13 protein-coding genes are annotated in these 17,505 nt (G+C 63.4%); 7 read left to right on the forward strand and 6 right to left on the reverse strand.

Translation table 11 applies throughout. The annotated features are described in order from the left end of the window. Positions 1-3: 3 nt before the first annotated feature. On the forward strand, positions 4-3,501 hold the full coding sequence (locus ACPJW8_RS11135) for a hypothetical protein (RefSeq protein WP_425256327.1): 3,498 nt from the start codon (positions 4-6) through the stop codon (positions 3,499-3,501). Positions 3,502-3,578: 77 nt separating this feature from the next. After that, positions 3,579-4,091, forward strand: a complete 513-nt coding sequence (locus tag ACPJW8_RS11140; protein ID WP_330194401.1) for a hypothetical protein — start codon at positions 3,579-3,581, stop codon at positions 4,089-4,091. A gap of 64 nt (positions 4,092-4,155) precedes the next feature. On the opposite strand, the gene ltrA is transcribed toward ACPJW8_RS11140, so the two are convergent. The 3 genes from ltrA to ACPJW8_RS11155 all read right to left on the reverse strand — a co-directional run bounded on the left by ltrA (position 4,156) and on the right by ACPJW8_RS11155 (position 7,276). Further along, positions 4,156-5,547, reverse strand: coding sequence for a group II intron reverse transcriptase/maturase (ltrA, locus tag ACPJW8_RS11145; RefSeq protein ID WP_330194400.1), 1,392 nt, complete (start codon positions 5,545-5,547; stop codon positions 4,156-4,158). A gap of 553 nt (positions 5,548-6,100) precedes the next feature. Then, the gene (locus ACPJW8_RS11150) at positions 6,101-6,565 is read right to left on the reverse strand and encodes a hypothetical protein (RefSeq protein WP_330194399.1); all 465 of its coding nucleotides are present in this window, start codon (positions 6,563-6,565) and stop codon (positions 6,101-6,103) included. 129 nt (positions 6,566-6,694) lie between these two features. Further along, complete coding sequence (locus ACPJW8_RS11155) at positions 6,695-7,276, reverse strand: hypothetical protein (protein WP_330194398.1); 582 nt, start codon at positions 7,274-7,276, stop codon at positions 6,695-6,697. Positions 7,277-8,053: 777 nt separating this feature from the next. On the opposite strand from ACPJW8_RS11155, the gene ACPJW8_RS11160 reads away from it, so the two are divergent. Next, complete coding sequence (locus ACPJW8_RS11160; protein ID WP_330194397.1) at positions 8,054-9,160, forward strand: hypothetical protein; 1,107 nt, start codon at positions 8,054-8,056, stop codon at positions 9,158-9,160. A 30-nt stretch (positions 9,161-9,190) separates the two neighbouring features. Here ACPJW8_RS11160 and ACPJW8_RS11165 read toward each other — a convergent pair whose 3' ends face one another. After that, positions 9,191-10,618 carry a HEPN domain-containing protein gene (locus tag ACPJW8_RS11165; protein ID WP_330194396.1) on the reverse strand — a complete coding sequence of 476 codons (1,428 nt, stop codon included), beginning with the start codon at positions 10,616-10,618 and terminating at the stop codon, positions 9,191-9,193. A gap of 184 nt (positions 10,619-10,802) precedes the next feature. On the opposite strand from ACPJW8_RS11165, the gene ACPJW8_RS11170 reads away from it, so the two are divergent. The 3 genes from ACPJW8_RS11170 to ACPJW8_RS11180 all read left to right on the forward strand — a co-directional run bounded on the left by ACPJW8_RS11170 (position 10,803) and on the right by ACPJW8_RS11180 (position 11,812). Further along, positions 10,803-11,138 (forward strand): hypothetical protein, encoded by a 336-nt coding sequence (locus ACPJW8_RS11170; RefSeq protein WP_330194395.1) that lies wholly within the window; start codon positions 10,803-10,805, stop codon positions 11,136-11,138. After that, the gene (locus ACPJW8_RS11175) at positions 11,116-11,445 is read left to right on the forward strand and encodes a hypothetical protein (protein ID WP_425256328.1); all 330 of its coding nucleotides are present in this window, start codon (positions 11,116-11,118) and stop codon (positions 11,443-11,445) included. Before ACPJW8_RS11170 ends, ACPJW8_RS11175 begins: the two co-directional genes overlap by 23 nt. 136 nt (positions 11,446-11,581) lie before the next feature. Further along, on the forward strand, positions 11,582-11,812 hold the full coding sequence (locus ACPJW8_RS11180; RefSeq protein ID WP_330194394.1) for a hypothetical protein: 231 nt from the start codon (positions 11,582-11,584) through the stop codon (positions 11,810-11,812). Between the two features lie 10 nt (positions 11,813-11,822). Here the strand turns inward: ACPJW8_RS11180 and ACPJW8_RS11185 are convergent, their stop codons facing one another. Both ACPJW8_RS11185 and ACPJW8_RS11190 read right to left on the reverse strand, forming a co-directional pair. Continuing rightward, positions 11,823-13,592, reverse strand: a complete 1,770-nt coding sequence (locus ACPJW8_RS11185; protein WP_330194393.1) for a recombinase family protein — start codon at positions 13,590-13,592, stop codon at positions 11,823-11,825. A 186-nt stretch (positions 13,593-13,778) separates the two neighbouring features. Further along, complete coding sequence (locus ACPJW8_RS11190; RefSeq protein ID WP_330194392.1) at positions 13,779-16,442, reverse strand: UvrD-helicase domain-containing protein; 2,664 nt, start codon at positions 16,440-16,442, stop codon at positions 13,779-13,781. A gap of 218 nt (positions 16,443-16,660) precedes the next feature. On the opposite strand from ACPJW8_RS11190, the gene ACPJW8_RS11195 reads away from it, so the two are divergent. After that, positions 16,661-17,476 (forward strand): hypothetical protein, encoded by an 816-nt coding sequence (locus tag ACPJW8_RS11195; RefSeq protein ID WP_330194391.1) that lies wholly within the window; start codon positions 16,661-16,663, stop codon positions 17,474-17,476. Positions 17,477-17,505 lie beyond the last annotated feature (29 nt).

Here is a 17,505-nt window from a genome sequence, read left to right on the forward strand (position 1 = left end):
AAGATGAACGGGACCATCACGCTCGCGGCGCGGGCCCGGGCCGCGGCGACTGCCCGGGGCGGGCTGGTGCGCGTCCTGGCTCTGTCGCTGCTCGTGGCACTGGTTGTGCCGCTGCTGATGACGGTGTTCGCGCCATCGGCGCACGCTGCCGACGACGAGGACCGCGACAATTACTCGCTGTACCAGCTGGCGTCGAATGCCTCGACGTACTTCAGTCAGGAGAACTCCCCCGAAGGCAAGGACAAGCCCGAGGATCGGATGAACGAGGACTGGCGGGCGATCACCGCCGACCCGGCGACGGGCGGCGACATGCTCGGCTACGCCGACTCCGAATTCAGCCTCTTCAACGTAGTCGGCTGGCTCTTCGCCGAGGCGACGGGCTCCACGCAGACCATCGGGTACGACACGCTGAATGCGACAGCCAGCGGCAGCGGCAAGAACGTCTACTCCGGCATGGTGGACTACGCCCACTTCGGCGCGGCCAACGCCGACCTCGGCCTGGACACGATGTCCTCGGGCATCGGCGGACAGATCCTGTCGCTCATCGGCGGCGGCGCGATCTGGCTGCTCTACGCGATGGCGCTGGCCGTGGGCACGCTGTTCTATCTCATCATCCAGCTGCTGAAGGTGCTGAACCCGTTCATGTGGTTCTACCAGGCGGTCGCCGGCGTCGCGGACTCCGGCGGCAATACGAACAGCGCGCACCAGCAGGACCTCGCCGACGGGATGACCGGTGGCCAGGCCGGCGGCGGTGCCCTGGCGGGCCTGCAGCACTGGATCGCAAGCTGGTACGGCCTGCTGCAGTCGATCGCCTGGGAGGCGCTGGTCCCGCTCTTCATCGGGTTCCTGATTATTGGCCTGGTGCTGTTCAAGAAGATGGACCGCGGCTCGGCGATCAAGAAGCTCGTCGTGCGCGTCGTCTTCATTGGCGTGGGCCTTCCGCTGATGGGTTCGATGTACACCGGCGTCCTGGACAAGTTCGATGACTCGCTGCTGGGCCAGCACGCCGGCCCGACCCGTGTGGTGCTCTCCACGTACGTGGACTTCGAGGCCTGGATGATGAACGACCGTCTCGGCGTTCCCGATGAGGCCGTTATCGCCTGGGACAACGGCCAGGCCAGCAACAACGCGATGATGTCGGTGCGCACGACGGCACTGGCGATCAACAAGCAGGCGCACGGTTCGACCTTCCGCGACATCAGCGTGGGCCCCGGTGCGACCAATGCCGAGACGGCCTGGAAGAACAGCCTGGTGGGCATGGAGGGCAGTCCGGCGGGTGACTTCAACGCCGTGGGCGAGACCTTCGGCATGCTCAACAGCTACATCTCGGGCCAGATTACATCGGCGTCGGACTTCGAGTCGGGCATCAAGAGCGCGATCACCAACCTGCCGGTCAGCAGCGACGTGAAGAAGGAGTGGTTCATCGACAAGAAGTCCTACGGTGACAGCGACAACTTCGGCGGGCACGGCGAGTCGGACTACACCCCGACCAACCACCCGGTGCTGGCGGTCGGCGGCAAGGGCCTGACCTCCTCGAACCCGGGCGGGAACACGACGAGCTTCTCGACCCAGGGCACCAAGCACGGTTGCGGGTTCTCGGTCTGGGCGGACAACGCCCCGCTCTCCTGCAACATGTCGGCGCTGTCGGCGTACAACTACCTGAACACCGGTTTCGGCCCCGACTCGATGACGATGTACAGCTCGAACAACGTCACCAGCGGCCTGACCCGCGAGGACCACATGGCGGTCAGCCAGGTCGGCACGGGCCCGGCGAAGTTCATGTACTGGCAGAACGCCGGGGTCGTCCTGGGCAGCATGGTTCTGCTCGGTTTCTGGTACGCCATCGGCATGCTGGTGGGTGCGGTCAAGCGCACCTTCAGCCTCGTGGCCGCGGTGCCGTTCGCCACGCTGGGTGCGATCGCCGCGATCAGCAAGGTGATCGTCTACTCCGTCGCACTGATCCTCGAGGTGCTGGTGACGCTGTTCATCTACCAGTTCGTTTCGGAGCTGCTAATCTCCATCCCGGACATCATCTCCGGACCGGTGTCGGCCTGGATGTCCCAGGACGGCCTGTGGGGCTCAGGCGTGCTCGGCGGGATCATCGTGGTCATCCTGACCCTGATCTCCTCGCTGCTGATCATCGGCATCACCTTCGCGCTCCTGCGGGTGCGCAAGGTCGTGCTGCAGGCGATGGACGAGGTGTTTACCAAGCTGGTGGACAAGTTCCTCGAGACCAACACCGCTCCGAAGCCGGACAAGAGCGGCATGCTCCCGGCGCTGGCTGCGGGAGCCGGGGCCGGAGCGGGCATGGCCATGGGTAACAAGCTCGCCTCCGGCGTCGGCGGCAAGCTCGGCGGCAGCGGGGCCACGAAGCCGGGCGGCACCCCCGGTGGCGGCAAGGGCTCGTCGACCAACGCCGGCGGCCTGAACGGCGAGCAGAAGTCGCTTGCTGCCGGGAAGGGCGCACTGGCCCTGGCCGCCGGTCCGAACGACGGTCCGGAAGCCGGCCCCGACGGCGGCGGCCCCGCCGGTCCCGGTCCGGTTCCCGGCGGTGGTGGTGACAGCGGCGGCCGCGGCCCGTCCGCTGGTGGTCCCGAGAGTCCCGGCGACAAGGGCGGTCCTCTGCAGCTCACGGGCGGCAAGGCGGGGAGCTCCCGCTCCGACAAGGAGACTGCTCAGACCCTGAGCGGCAACGGCGGCCTGTCGAACCTCGGCTACAGCACCGGCCAGGGTTCCTCCTCGCGGGGCGGCCAGGCCACCGGCGGCCAGACGAGCTTCGGGCTCGGCGGCGCGCAGGCTGCTCCTGGGACCGGGCAGCCGGGCCATGGCCAGGGTCAGGGCCAGAAGCGGGACGGGCTCACGGGCGGCACCGATATCGGTGCGCACACCAGCGGTGGCCGCAAGGCGGACGCCGGCCAGTCGGCACCGACGCAGTTCGGCACCGGAAAGCAGGCGGCTCCGGCCTCCTCGGGCCAGGGCCCGCGCTTCACCGCTGGTACCGGCGGGCCCGCGCAGGTGAACCCCGTCGTCGCAGCGGTCCCGGGGATTCCGGGCACCCGGGCGACGCGGGCCGCCGAAGGCCAGCAGCCGCCGGCCAACGCGGGTTCCGGCTCCCGTGCTGCGCAGGCGGGACCGGGTATCCCGCAGGCCAGCGGCAGCCAGCGCCGCAGCCCGCAGGCTCCGGTCCAGGCTCCGACCGGCCACGGCAGTGCCCACCGGGCTCCGATCCAGCCCCGCACCGGCGCTCCGGCGCAGGCGCAGGGCCAGTCCGGTCAGCGTCCGCAGGCCCCGGCTCCTGCTCCTGCTCCTACCCAGCCCCGTGTCGGTGGCCGGGTTACCGGAGGCGCTCAGGGCAGCCAGGGTGTCCAGCCGACTCCACGCAGCGGACGTCGATCGGCACCGGCGGCTCAGGCCCATCCGCGGCGGACGGCGGATCCGGCTCAGAAGCGCACGGACGGTCCCGTGTCGCGGAGGAAGCCGGCTGAGGACCCGAAGAACTGATCGTTGGTGATGAGGGCGGCGCACTCCGACAACGGGTGCGCCGCCCTTTGCCTGCCACGGGGGAAAGGATGGAACGGATGAATCTGCGAGGCAAGGCGCGCGACGAGTTTCCGCTGGGCTGGTGGCACTCGGGGCGCTGGTGGCTCGAGGGAGCGCGTGAGCTGGCGGTGAACTGCCTGGCCGCGTTGGCTGCTGTGTTCTTCGTGCGCGAGGCGCTGCGGCTGGTCCGCGATCGCGACAGCCCCGCTGATCTGGCGCGCCGGCGGGTGCCGACGGAGGGTTGGGTGGCCGGGCTCCTGCTCGGGTGCATGGCTTTGGGTGGTTCAACGGCCCTGGCGGCCGTGGCAGCACAGAGGGGCTCCTCTAAACGGGGACTGGTCCAGGCGGCGGTCCTCATCGCCATCTTGTGGTGGCTGGCCAACGTGGTCGTTTCAATAACCGCGCTTGCGGTGCTGGCCAGGTCGCGGGTCCGGCACCGGGACACCTGGGCCGAGATCGATTTCGTCGAGACACATGGGCCAAAGTACGGACGGCCGCCGGAGACGATCGAGGAGTACCGGGCGCTGCGCCTGAAGGGCGGACGGCTGTAGGGCTCATACGGGACTGCCAGCCAGTCAGAATCGAGTAGGAGGGCCGGGTTTCCCGGCCCTCCTCTCACACCACCGTACGTGCGGGCCTCGCATACGGCGGTTCGCCAGGTCGTTGAAAGCGATCCCAAGCAGTGTGAAAGAGTAAGAGGCCTTCCTCCACCCAGTGTTGATTGGGGAGGGCGCGTTGGAGAATGGGCGAGCCCGCGATCCGCCAGTAGGCGCGGCTGGTCATGCCCCACTGGTAGGCCAGATTAGGCCGGATCCCGAGCTTGCGCAGCTTTGCCACCCGTGTTCGCGGGCGTTTCCATTCCTTCCACCGGATTTGGCGCATCCTTCGTCGGAACCACTCATCAAGGTCGGAGAACTTCCGCGGCGTCTGTGACAGCCGGAAGTAGCCCATCCATCCCCGGATATAGCGGTTCAGTTGCTGGATGCGGTATTCCATGGAGACACTCCATTTGCGGGAGGTCAGTTCCCTGATGCGGTCCTTCATGCGTTTGAACGCCTTAGGAGCGATCCGGACCTTCACCCCGCCTCTGACGAAGTAGAACCCGAAACCCAGCAATGTAGCTACGCTTGCTGGGTTGATTACGGATTTCTCCCGGTTGACCCTCAATTTCAGGCCTGTTTCAAGCACTTTCGTGGCCCGATCCAGCACCCGTTCCGCGGCTCTCCTGGACTTCACAAAGACCCTGATGTCATCGGCGTACCGCACGAAGCGGTGCCCCCGACCCCAGAACTCCTGATCAAAATCGTCCAGCATGATGTTCGACAGCACCGGCGACAAAGGCGACCCCTGCGGGGTTCCCTCCACCGTCGGTTGCCGCACCCCATCAGCCATGATCCCGGCTTCAAGATAGCGCCGGATCAACTTCAAGAGCCGCTTGTCTTTCACTTTCCGCGCCACCCTGGCCATCAGCACGTCGTGGTTCACCCGGTCAAAGAACGCATCCAGATCAACCTCCACCACCCATCGATACCCTTGTGAAATCACCGTTCGGGCGACCTTCACAGCATCATGGGCGCTTTTGCCCGGCCGGAATCCATACGAGACCGGCACGAACCCCGGATCAAAGACCGGGGACAGGACTTGCGCGACTGCCTGCTGGATCAATCGATCCAGCACGGACGGTACTCCCAGTTTCCGTTCCCCGCCGTCAGGTTTGGGAATCATCACCTGACGCACCGGGCCCGGAGCATACGTACCCGCGTCCAGCGCTTCCCGCGTTTCTGTCCAATGTCCTAAGCACCACGCACGAAGTTCGTCCGTGCGCAGCCCGTCAGCACCGGCAGCACCCCGGTTACGCTCAACACGTTTCAACGCGATCATCAGATTCTGCCGGGAAAACACTGCCTCCCACAGATCCGATGTATCCCTGATGTTCTCCCCGATACCCGCCGGGTCCTCACTACGCACAGACAGCAGCTCTCCCGGATTCACCGTTCGTTCCTTCACTCTCTGTCCCACCACTCCCGTGGGTTGGCTGCGATTCCTGTGGAACACACGAGAAGCACCGCTTCAAACCATCAATTCCCAGCGTTCAGCCCTTCCCGGCAACCCTGCGATTCCGCCGGTACTATGGCCTCGGCTGACTTCTGCCCCATCAGCTACGACCCTTAGAGCCGCACTGCTCCACCCGGTAAACCGGATGACGCACTGGGACAGATCTCCCCAGATAAGAACATTTGCTTTCCCCCTGCCGCCGCCGCATTTACACACTGGCCGTTTCGGTGGAACGGGCTTCACCATTTGTGGCTGGCTTACCCCAACCAGCATGCCTTCTATGCGGTTCGTGTCCCTCGGTGCAGGGATTTGCCTCCGGCTTCCTTCCCACCCCATCTCACGATGACGCAGTTGCCATTAGCTAGAAGTTAAACCACCTTCTCCTCCAGAGGACTTTCACCTCCAAGCAAATGCCCATGCTGGGCGTACCACAAGAAGACCCCGTGGACGTGATGTCCACGGGGTCTTCCTCTCGTCGGGCGGCAGTCGCACTGCAGCACGGGCCTCAATCCCTCCGGGGGCCTTTGTCGAAGATCCGCGAGATGCGGTCGATTCCCTCGGCGCTGAAGATGTCCGAGACGGCACCGGCGGTCCCGCTGCGCGGCAGCTCCGAGCGCAGGGTGAGCTTGGCGTACCCCCTGGTCGGCCGGGACTCGATGACGTAGACGATCTCGTGCGAGACGAACGCCGAAGTGGCCGAGTCCGGCTTCTTCTGGTGGGTGAGCACCCGGAAGCCGGCCCGGGTGCCGATGTAGTCGAAGAAGCGTGTGAGTTTCTCCTCCTCGAGCTGCCGCCGCTCCCCCGCGTTGCGGCCGGAGACTTCGATCAGCTGGATGTGCGTGCAGTCCACATCGTCCGTCGGCCGGCGGATGTCGTCGAAATCCCAGGTGGCTCTTGCCGCGCGCAGCTGCTCGTCGCTGGGGTACGCCACCCGCCCCTTGTAGTACCTGATCGGTCCGATGAGCGTCATGCCCGACCTCCTGCATCCTGTCTGGCGCGCGGGTGCATCCCGGGAGAGAAAAGGCAGAGCCCCGCGGACGCGTGGTCCACGGGGCTCCGGTACTGCAGGTCGATCGGGGCAGTCAAGGGGTCAGCCTCCTCAGTCGCAGTACTTGGTCTTGACGGCCTTGCCCTGCTCGCTGTCGACGGGCACGAGCACGACGTCGTTGACGCCGTTGGAGAAGACGAACTCCATGGTCGACTTGTCCTTGCCGAAGCTGATCGAGCCGGTCTCGGTGGTGCTGCGGCCAGCCTCGGTCCAGTCCACGGAGGACTTGGACTCGTTGATCTGGCCGGTGCCGCGGACGGTGTAGGCGTCCTTGAGCTCGCCCTTCGTCGCGGCCGCCTTCGGGTCGTCGAGGACGGAGTTGATGGAGTGGCAGGCGAGGTCCTGGCGGCTGGCGGTGTCGAAGTAGGTGATCTGGTCACCGTCCACGACGACGATGTCGCCGTTCTGTCCTTCCGAGGTGGCGAAGTACCGCCCGTCCCCGCCGGAGCTGCTGCAGCCGCTGAGCACGAGCGGGGCGCAGACCAGGGCCGCAGCGGTCGCGGCCAGCTTCGTCCGCGTCACGTGTGCGGTCCTGGTGATGTCCATGGTCTTCTCGTCCCCCTGGTCGGTCCTGTCGTCCTGGCTCTGTGTCCAGGCAATGAGTGTTCGGAAGGTCCAGCGTCTCGGCTCCACAGTTCAGAACTGTTTCCCCGAGCCCCCGTTCCCAGGCCACGCGCGGGAGCCGAAGCTGGACTGTCCACGCCCGCCTGGACGGACGATCTGCTCAGCCGGGGCTGAGCAGGATTTCCACTCGTATACCTGTTTTCTCTACCAGTATGGCAGACCACGTACCACCTGTACCACCTTGCACATGTCAGTCAGGAGATGACAGGGACAACTCCAGACACAGAGAGCAGCACGCGGATCCCTGCGCGGAGAACGCCTGCAGGACCCCGGCGTCGTGTCCGGTGTGCCACTCGGACCCGTCGGGGCCGGGGGTTACACCGCACGCGGGAAGGAGGTGACCGGGTGTGGAGTAGAGGTGGTGTACGGTGCGGGGGGCAGAAGCAACTGGCATGTCCCCATTGTCGGACACTGCGCCGTTTTGTGCCGAGCCGGCAGAGGACCAGGATCAGTCCGTTCCGGGCGTTGTCGGAGCCCTTTCATAGCTTGGTGCCCAGGGGATCGAAAAACAGGACCAAAGGTGATTCCCGGGAGAGAGGCGGCCGGCCGTAGCCGCCATCTTTGTGGGTCGTCTATTCGAATATATGTTTCCTGCAGTCCCTTGAAGGGTGTCTTTGATGTAGCCGACGCCGGCAATACGGCCGCCCTATCACCCCTAGATTGCCGTTATCTGAAGTGTTGTCGACGGCAAGCGTCAGTGCCGATGGGCAGTTCCAGGACTAGCTGGGCCAGTCGTTCGGGAATTGTAGAGGCGTCGATGTCGGTGGGTCCTACTAGGCTCATACGATGAGTGGTAAACAGGCCAAGTTGCAACGTCGCGCTGAGAAATTAAGCGAAGCTCGTGATTGGACGGGCCTCGACGTCCTCATGCTCCGCGACGATGCTGAATGGCTCAATTCACTCGCTCATGGATCCGGAATTGATCCCAATTGGGAAGCTATTGCCGGCCTAGCCCTCACACCACACATGGCGCGGATAGTTTACGAAGGCACGGCTCTAGTGAGATCCAAACGTCCAACGCAGCTCAAAGCTCTTGAACTGAAGTTTGCTACCGAGATCGCGGCAGCGCGGCACACCGTGAAGTTGCTCGACGACAACAAGAAGCTGTACGACGGAGTGATACAGGATTTCGATCGGATCCACGAACAGCACACTGACGTCTGGGCTCCTGGCGAAGATCTAGCACTCGGCGTACGTGATGGCCGTCTATTTACGACCAGCCGTGTTGCCAGTTTTCAGCACTCCGCGCGTCTCGCTGATCCGGTCCAGTTGGGGGAAACCGGATACTCACATCGTCTTGGCTTCGACATCGGACGGGCGCTTCCAACGATACTTAAGCAGTTCGGCCACGGCATGCAAATCATCCCGACGCCGTTATCTCTCGATGCGTGTGGACAAGCCCCGCGCGCCATAACTCTCGACCGCAAGAAGTACTATGCGGAACGTTTCGAGCCTGAGCTACCGCTGGCCCTTAAGGACGTCCTTACGGTCATCGAAGGCTCCGTAAACTCCGGCCTCTTTTTGTTCAAGCCGTCAGAGGGACCCTTCACTGGCCCAGTGTTCCGCGTCCTGTTTGTGACGCTGGCGCACTCGCTCAACGCACTCGAGGAGATCCGCAGGAAATACGCGGATCTTTCCAAACGTCCCGGAATGGCGTCCATAATTGATGTGATCGATTCGCCGGAAGCGCTCCGCCTTCGAAGTCTTCGGGACCTCCGCAACAGATGCATGCACTATGGCATCCCAGCGAAACTTACCAATTTGGGCAGGGATCTTCCCGTATACGGCCTGGTCGAGGCGACCTCGCCAGGACTCACTTTCGAAACCGTGCAAAGTTACTTGCTTGATACCCTTGCGGCCTTGTCGGATGCCCTTCGAGACTGGAGTCCCTAAGGGCTATGCCCATGCCTCCACAAGCGTGTCCTAGGTGTTTGTACCCTCAATAGTGAAGCGCTTGAGCTCGGTGCTAAGGGCCATCGCAGCCCGGTCCAGGGCAGCTTCTTCGATGCCCATTTGCTTCAAAATCAAAATTGTCACGATTGCTCGCGTCTGGGAATTCACTCGATCCAGGAGAGATGAGTCGCCGTCTCCGCCCCTCCTCGTGACGTGGGAGGAGGTGTGCGCCAAGATATCGCGCACTTTCCTTACATCAGCTATCCACTGGTGCGCGCTAATGGTCATAAGTTCCAAGCGTTCCGACGTCACAGCAGATGCCAGCTCGTTCAGACGGGTACTCAGAGTGGGGCGGTTGTTTTTGAGGGCTTGATAAAGGAACTCTCTGAACGGGGCATCCTCCGGCGATGGGAATGTTTCCTTGAGGGGGCCCTTTTTTGACTCAAGGTACCCCTCAGGAAAACGAGTGAGGGTTGGGCCAATTTGCCCGTGCAGGTGCTCCGCCACGGCGATCACGGAAGAAACGGAACTTTCCAGAATCCCTCGGGAACCGTGGTGATAAAGCGTGACTACTTGGGGCGCTGGGTAGAGTTTCTCTACGGCGTTCCACCAAGCAGGGAACAAGACTGTTGGATCCACGCGAGCAGTGTCTAGGATCATTGATTGCCTAAATACGTGGCCGGTGGGCCTTCGGCCAGTGAATGAATCCCAACGCATCACGGGAAGTGCTTGATCCAAATCTTCTGATGCAAGCCATTCAGCCTGAAGAGGTGCCCCGCCTTGATAGGAAAATGTCAGCAGTGCCTGGAGATCAAAGAGCAACATATCGTGTATCTGTGCAGGTGCCGGTGGATCGCACTCAAAGACGACTCGTGCGTCGTCTCCCGTATGCGCTACGACGGCACCCTCCGGGAACCGGGCGTCCGCTTCCAAACGCCGAGGGTTTTCGATGTAGACCTTTGCGCTGTACTCCACGCCAGACTCGTCTCGTTCAAAACTTTTCAGATGAGCAGGCTCATACTGTGGCAGATCCTCCCGTGAAAGGCTCCGGGGAATCGGGGTATCCATCCCGCTCCACACCCCAAGGCCGTGAAGCGTGTACGCCGAATAACGAAACCGTTCTTCCTCATAGGTCTCCAAATGCGCGCCAAGAATGGCATAGGTGAAACGCCGAGCAGTCTTCATGGTGTCGTGCTCGTTCCCTAGGAATTCGAGGACATGGCCGCCGAGGTCCCACAGCGTGACTTTTTCTCCAGATTCGAGCTCTCCATGAACCACTTGAGCATGGGCCAAATTGAAGATTCTCTGCCCTATCAACGGGGACATCAGCGTCAGTTTCGGACGCCTGTCTTCAAACTCCAGGACACCTTCGAATATGAGCTCGCGCCGTTCCGCCGGCCACCATGAGCCAGCATGTCCCTCCGACTCCTTCCAAGTGGACAAATTCTGCGCATTCATCTTGGTGATTCTGCCAGATGAACACGAGGGTAAAGCTCGCTCTGGCATGCGACTCCCCAACTCTGTCGGTGCCATCTGGCAATCTCTTCTGGGAGCGACAAGTACAGCCGTCTTTGACGTGGAACTGCAGTTCAGATGGCCGAGAGACACCAAGAGCTAATGGGAATGGTTCTAAGGTTGCGTTATGTCCTCCGAAGAGTTCGCCGCTGCATTGCAAGCACAGTATGCGCGGCGGGCCGGCCCGATCGGGCTGACCGTGAAAGAGCTCGACTTCGAACACTTCCCGGCCAAGAACGGGTATCCCGGAATCCCCGTCAAGGCATGGATCCGGTTCCCGAACTGCGCAGAACTGGTGGACGGCGAGGTCTTCGCCTGGACAGCGAAAGCGGTCGAAGTGACATGGAAGGACGGGCCGGTGACGTACCGGACCTGGGTGTGGAGTTCGGCGGTTACCCGCCGGGAAGAAATGATGAACAGGAACCTTGGAGAGCGGACCCGTGGCAGCAACAGCATCAAATAGCAAACCTCTGGACACTCCGGTGGAGGTCCGCTTCACCGCGAAGGGGGTTCCCCTGGCCGTCAGGCATGACGGCAGGATCTGGGCCGTGGCCGCGGAACCTGTGCACTGGTTCACCCGCACCGACTGGTGGAACACCGCCAAGCGGGCACCGGTGGGCTGCGGCGACCTGATCAGCGTCGAACACTGGCAGCTCCAGGTCCGATTGACGTCCACTTCGGCGCTGCGAACCTTCGAGCTGCGCCGCGACCCTTTGTCCGAGCAGTGGCTACTGGCCGGGATCAGCGACGCCGGGGCTGCCGCGGCCTGAGCCCGCTTCATCTCGTCGACTCATCCCCGAGCGTGACGATTCGACTCGTATCAGATTCCATTCGATTGATCCTCTGACTCATTAGTTGATAGAGTGCCGATAGGCATTCAAGCACAGCTATCTGAGGCAGGCAGTCATGGCAGGACAGGTCACCACCGCTGAACGCGGTGTGGCTTCGTCTGCATCTGCCTCCCCGCGCAGGCCAGTGCAGATCTCGGCGGCAGCTGCGGCCGCGATCGCCGTCCGCCCGATCCCGGTGGAGGCCATACAGGCCGGAGCTGCCGTGGCGGCCTCGGTGGCCATCCGGCGGGCGGAGGCAGCTGAGGCTGCCAGGCCCGCGCGCTTGGGTCGCCGTCGGGCCGCCTAGTCCCCTAGAGTCAGCTCCAGGACTGGCGTGAGCCCTTGACCCCGTGCTTGTTGCGGCGGTGGCTGGGCAGCCCGGGCAAAGGGAATTCCTCACCGCACTCAGGACACGGCACTGGCTGCGGGTGCGCGTAGTTCATGTGGTGGCGCAGGTTGTTCCGGTAGCGGAACGTCCGTGGTTCTTCGCAATTGGGGCACTGGTAGCTGCCGTTCGAGGGCATGAGAGAGTACCCGCCCCCGCGGCGCGGCTCCTGGTCGTCCGCTTCGCCGAGATACCAGAAGCCGATCCGGCTCAGGTTCGTGCCCTGGGAGCCGAACATCCCCTTGACCGACCCGCGCTTTCCGTCGTCGGCGTAGACCACGACCTTGCGGAGGAAGGCCCTGATGATCGACTTCTGCTCCGTCTCGGAGAGCTCGAGGAACTCGGCCCCGCTGATGTCGGGGATCGCCCTCGGTCGCCCCTCGGTCTTCTCCGAGATCCGCATCTCGATCTGGCCCTTGAGGGCCTCCTCCTCACCGATGCGGTTCAGCAGTGCCGACATAGCGCTGGCCGGCGCTGTGTTGATCTGGGCCCGCAGGATCAGGATGGAGTCCCCCAGGGCATCAGCCTGTTCGTGGAGCTCGGACAACTCCGAGCTCGCGCTCCCTTCCGCGGCCTGGTTCAGCCTCTCGGCCTGCAGCTCCATCACCTCGGGGCTGTCGAGCGATCCGGCGACGACGTCGCGGATGAAGCGCTCCAGGGCTTCGCGGTTGATTGCAACGCCGGGGCAGTCAGCGCCGCGCATCCGTCCGTTGCACACGTACGATCCCGACTCACCCATCGACCTGTTGCTGGTCATCTTTGTGCCGCAGCCGGCGCAGTAGACGAGGCCGACCAGGGGAAGGCCTCCGGCGCGGGCCCGGGTCCGCTTGAGCGGTTGGGGCTTCATCAGCAGGCGCAGGGTTTCCCACTCGGCCTCCGTGCAGACCGCCTCATGACTCTTGACCGGACGCCCAACCTTGTCGATGACGATCTTGCGCGTGTCGCGGAAGTCCGGACCTGGGCCGCCGCCGCGTCCATCTGCCTTGGCCGTGAGCGAGTTGTATCCGGCCAGGAGCGGATGGCGCAGTAGCGAGGCGACGGCGCGGTATTGGAACGGCCGGCCCTCGCGGTTGGTCAGGCCCTGCTGGTTGAGCTCCCGGACGATCTCGGCGACGGAGAGTCCGTCGAGCCGCCATTCGACGATGCGGCGGACGGTCTTGCTCTCCTCCGGGTGCAGCTTCAGCGTCTTCACGCCGTCGGCGTTGCGCTGCTCGGGCCGCATCCAGCCGTACGGCGCAGGGCCGTTCCAGCCGCCCTTCTGGCGGATGTTCTCGGCGGTGCGCTTCAGCCGCTTGCTCGTGGTCGCCGCCTCGGTCTCCGCCAGGCCGCCGAGGACGGAGATCAGCAGGATGGTGTCGGGCGATCGAGGGGCGAACACGCGGTCATGGGTGTAGATCGTGACGTTGTGGCGGTTGCAGGTGTCGACGATGCGGGCGGTGTCCATCAACCGCCGTGCCAGCCGGTCAAGGTCCCGGACGTAGAGCGCCTTGACGTCGCCTTCGGCGAGGACGCCTTCGAGGCGGTCGCGCTCGGGGCGGTTCCGGTCGCGGTAGGCACTGACGACTTCTTCGAAGATGTCCTGTTTGGCGACTGTGTGGTGGTGCTTCCGGCTTTCCGCCATGATCCAGGCGCGCTGGTCGACGAGCGACGCGTTGCCCTCGGTAGGATCTTTGGATCTGCGGATATAGGCAACGGCTCGCACCCGTAAAGCATACATTTTTAAGGGTGGTGACCCACATGGTCTGCGTATCGGTGTGATGATGGCCTCTGCAAGTGCTGCATTCCGCAAGGCTCGGCTTGGCCGACCACGTGGGGTGGACTCGTCAGTCGGCCAAAATATCGCGAAGCGTAGAACCTGCGCCTCGGAACATGGAAGGCATTCTTGTCCCTAACTATCAGCGAGTTTCATCGTTCCTTTGCAGGTCGGGTACCCGGCGCAGCCGAAGAACCGGCCGTAGCGCCCTTTGCGTTCCTTCATCGTGTGTTTCTTGCATTTCGGGCAGACCACTGGGGTGATGTCGTCGCCTGTCGCGGATCGGATCTTGACGACACGATCTCCGACCAGCTCGAGGAGGAACGCTGATTCCCTACCGGCGCGCGTGACCAGGAGCGCTGAGCGCTTGGCACGGGTCAGTGCGACATAGAACAGGCGTCGTTCTTCTGCGTGTGGGTAGGAGTCAGGGGCGGACATGGCCAGTTGCAGGAGAGCATCATCCTCGACAATGCTGGGGAATCCGTTCCTCTCAAGGCCGAGCACAACGACGTAGTCTGCCTCCTTTCCTTTCGAGGCGTGCACGGTGTTGAACTCGATGGTCAGGTTGGCGTATCTGGCTTCCAGCGCCGAGGTGACATCGTCCTTGGACCGGGAGTACCGGCCGAGCAGCAGCACAGTGGCTGGCTCAGTGAGCTCTGAGTCAAGGGTTGTCAGGTGCTGCCGGACGGCCGATCCGTAGTGGCTGCGCTCCCGTACACTGACGGCGCATACGGTCTCGCCAGCTTCCGGCGCTGAAGATCGGACGTTCTTGGAGATTTGATTGGGGTTTTTCATCACGAACCCACCCGCGACATCGCACAGGGACTGCGGGGACCGGAAGGTGCGGTCCAGCCAGATGGTGGACGCTGTCCCGAACCAATTATCGAAGCGGGTCATCACACTGAGGTCTGAGCCCGCGAACCTGTTGATCGACTGCCAGTCGTCGCCGACCGCGTAAAGGTAGTTTCCAGGAGTCTTCATCAGCGCCCTCACCAGCGCCGCACGGGCAGAGCTGGTGTCCTGCATCTCGTCGACCATGACGAGCCGGTAAGGGCTCATCCAACGGCCCGACTCGACGTGATCGGTTGCGAGATTCAGCATGTCCTCGAAATCGATCTGGCCCGCGGCTCGGAGCTGACGGTCCCATTCGGCGAGGATGACGCCGTACAGGCGTGTGAAGAGCCTGGCCCGCAAGGTTCGGCCGGCCCGCTGCGTCAGCACGTCAGGGGTGAGTCGGTTGCCCTTCGCGTGTGTCATGAAGGACCGCATCAGCGCCACCATCGCCTGATCGCTGATCGGCGGTTCCCCGAGTGCCTCCCTGTAGGGGTCTTCCTCGAGCTGGATTCCGTGTCGGCGGAGCTCCTGTTCGAGGTGCTCGAACCCGGACCCGTCCCGGATGGTTGCCGAGGTTGTCTCGATAAGTCTTGTGCTGTATCGAGTGTGGGTCTGACGTCGCCACGCCATGCTCTCGGCATACCCGTCAAAATGTGGCGGCGGGTTGCCGTCTGAACCGAGCGCCCAGTGCTCATGCCAGACGTCGATGTCCGGATAGTAGAAGTCCGGCTGATACTGACGGTGGTGCGCGTCCGCAACGTCGTGCGCGTAGGGTCGCTCGTATTCATATCGGACGCCGTGGAGGAAGAGCCAGTTGGCGATCATCACCTCTTCCTGGCTCTTGACGACCTCTCCAGCGAGAGTGCCGAAGCCGTTAATACCTGTGTTCCTGTCCGACTTCTCAGGATCGGCTTCATCCCCGAGATCCGGCAGCTGCCTGCCGAACACGAGCCTGAAAAGGTCCCAGTCCCGCCGGAAGGCCGGGTCACGGTCGCGCAGGCCATCCACGATCCCCGCAAGCCGCCCCATCCCATTGTCCCTGGGGAGGTCATCGGGGACGGCGGGTTTGCGCCCGGTCGCCTCACCGACGATGCGCAACCCGAAGGCATGGAAAGTGCTTGATGCTACCGAAGCGCCGTCATCGCCGAGGCGGGAGACGAGCCGCTCCGAAAGCTCACCGGCTGCCTTTTTATTGAATGCGAGGGCGAGAATCTCCGTCGGCTGGGCGATGCCACGCCGTATCGCATACCCGGCGCGGGCTACCATCGTCGACGTCTTCCCGGAGCCCGCGGCCGCGATAACACGCACCCGGTTGTCGAAGCAGACCGTCGCCCTCGTCTGCTCTTCCGTCAACGGCGACTTCTCGACCTTGCGGAAGAAGTCCGCCAGCTCGTTTTTCTCCCACTCCAGGAACGCCTCGTTCCGCTGGGCAGCCCACCTTGACAAGTCAGTGGTGCGGCAGGCGTCGACTGCGGCACGCTGGTCCTCACGTTTGCCCTTGGGAAGCCCGGAGAGCCTCGGGTCGCTGTCGGCAGCCAGCCACACAGCGACGTCCGGACGGGAGCCCTCGAGCGCGGCGATCGTGTCCTGGTCCGCCCACCGTTGTCGGTCCATCACATCCCGGACCCGGGACCACCACAGGCTGGCCGCCTCGCCCTGCTCCTCAGCCTTTGAGAGCAGGGCGGCGAGATGCCGTCGCTCATCGAGCTCGGAGTGGTAAGCAGCGGCGACCTCACGCACCGCGCGACGAGACAGCCCATTGAGCACCGTCTCTGTCCCGTGGACGAGAGTGACGATGAGCTGCCCCGAGCCTTCATCGACTGCGAGTCCGAGGACGTCGATGACATCAGCGTCCACCTCCCGGGGGATTCCGCAGACGCGCAGGCGGCCCTCACGGATCGACAGCACCCATGACCCGGCACCTCTGAACGCGCGTGCCCACCAACCCGGCTTCCACTCCGTCATGCTTCCCCCGACTCACACATGTTCAAAAGGAGGCCATTTGCCCTCTTTCCACGTTATCAGCGAGGAATTGTGTGTCGTCGAGTGCGTTCACCGGGTTCGTGCTGATCCGCAGGTACTGGACTCGGCGGGCTTGCCCGTCAAACCTTCGATGGCATGGTGGAGGTGGACCTCCCCAGCATGGAAGGATATGGCAGAGGTCTTGGGAGAAGGAACGGGTTGTGAGCACCACACACGAAGTAGTGAAAGCCGACCACGGGGCGCAAAAGAAACGTCCGCTCGTCCGCGTTGAGCCGCAAAGCCAACGTGACGACGGGTCGCCCATCGCAGGTGAAGGTCAGGCGTATGTGACCCGGTCGGGGAAGCTGTTCCACACTCAATGGTGCTCGATCATGGATGGTCACTGGCGGGCCGTCAATGGAGGCATCTACGTGACCATGATTGCGGATGTGGGCCTGCGGGGACATTGCCCGCAATGCGACCAGGACCCCGAAGCGAAGAAGCGCTCCAAATTGGAGCGGGCGGAGAAGCGGGCAGAGAGGCTGCGACTCAAAGAAGAAGCGAACGCCGAGCACCGGGCGAAGGAACGTCCGCTCGTCCGCGTTGAGCCGCAAAGCCACCGTGACGACGGGTCACCTGTGGCCGGTGCCGGACAGGTGTACGTCACGCGAACCGGGAAACTGTTCCACACTCAGTGGTGCTCGATCATGGATGGTCAGTGGCGGGCGGGCCAAAGGGGTATATACGTAACCATGATGGCTGATGTGGGCCCGAGGGGACGCTGCACGCAATGCGACAGGGACCCTGAAGCGATGAAGCGCTCCAAATTCGATCAGGCAGAGTTGCGGCGACTCAACCAGGAACTGGATCAACTGGGCAGGACCATAGCGCGAACCCTCGTGGTGAAGGGACCGGAGGGGGTCAACACATTAGGCCCTCAAGTGATCCGGTTCAGGGAAACCGAGGCAGAGCTGACTGCATTGTCCGGTCGCGTCGGGGGCTCGTTTCCGGACTCAAACGATGCTCGGAACTCGTAGTACTCCTTCACCGGCAGACTTCGGCCGGC

This window comes from Pseudarthrobacter sp. J47 (assembly GCF_049810315.1).
GTDB lineage: Bacteria > Actinomycetota > Actinomycetes > Actinomycetales > Micrococcaceae > Arthrobacter.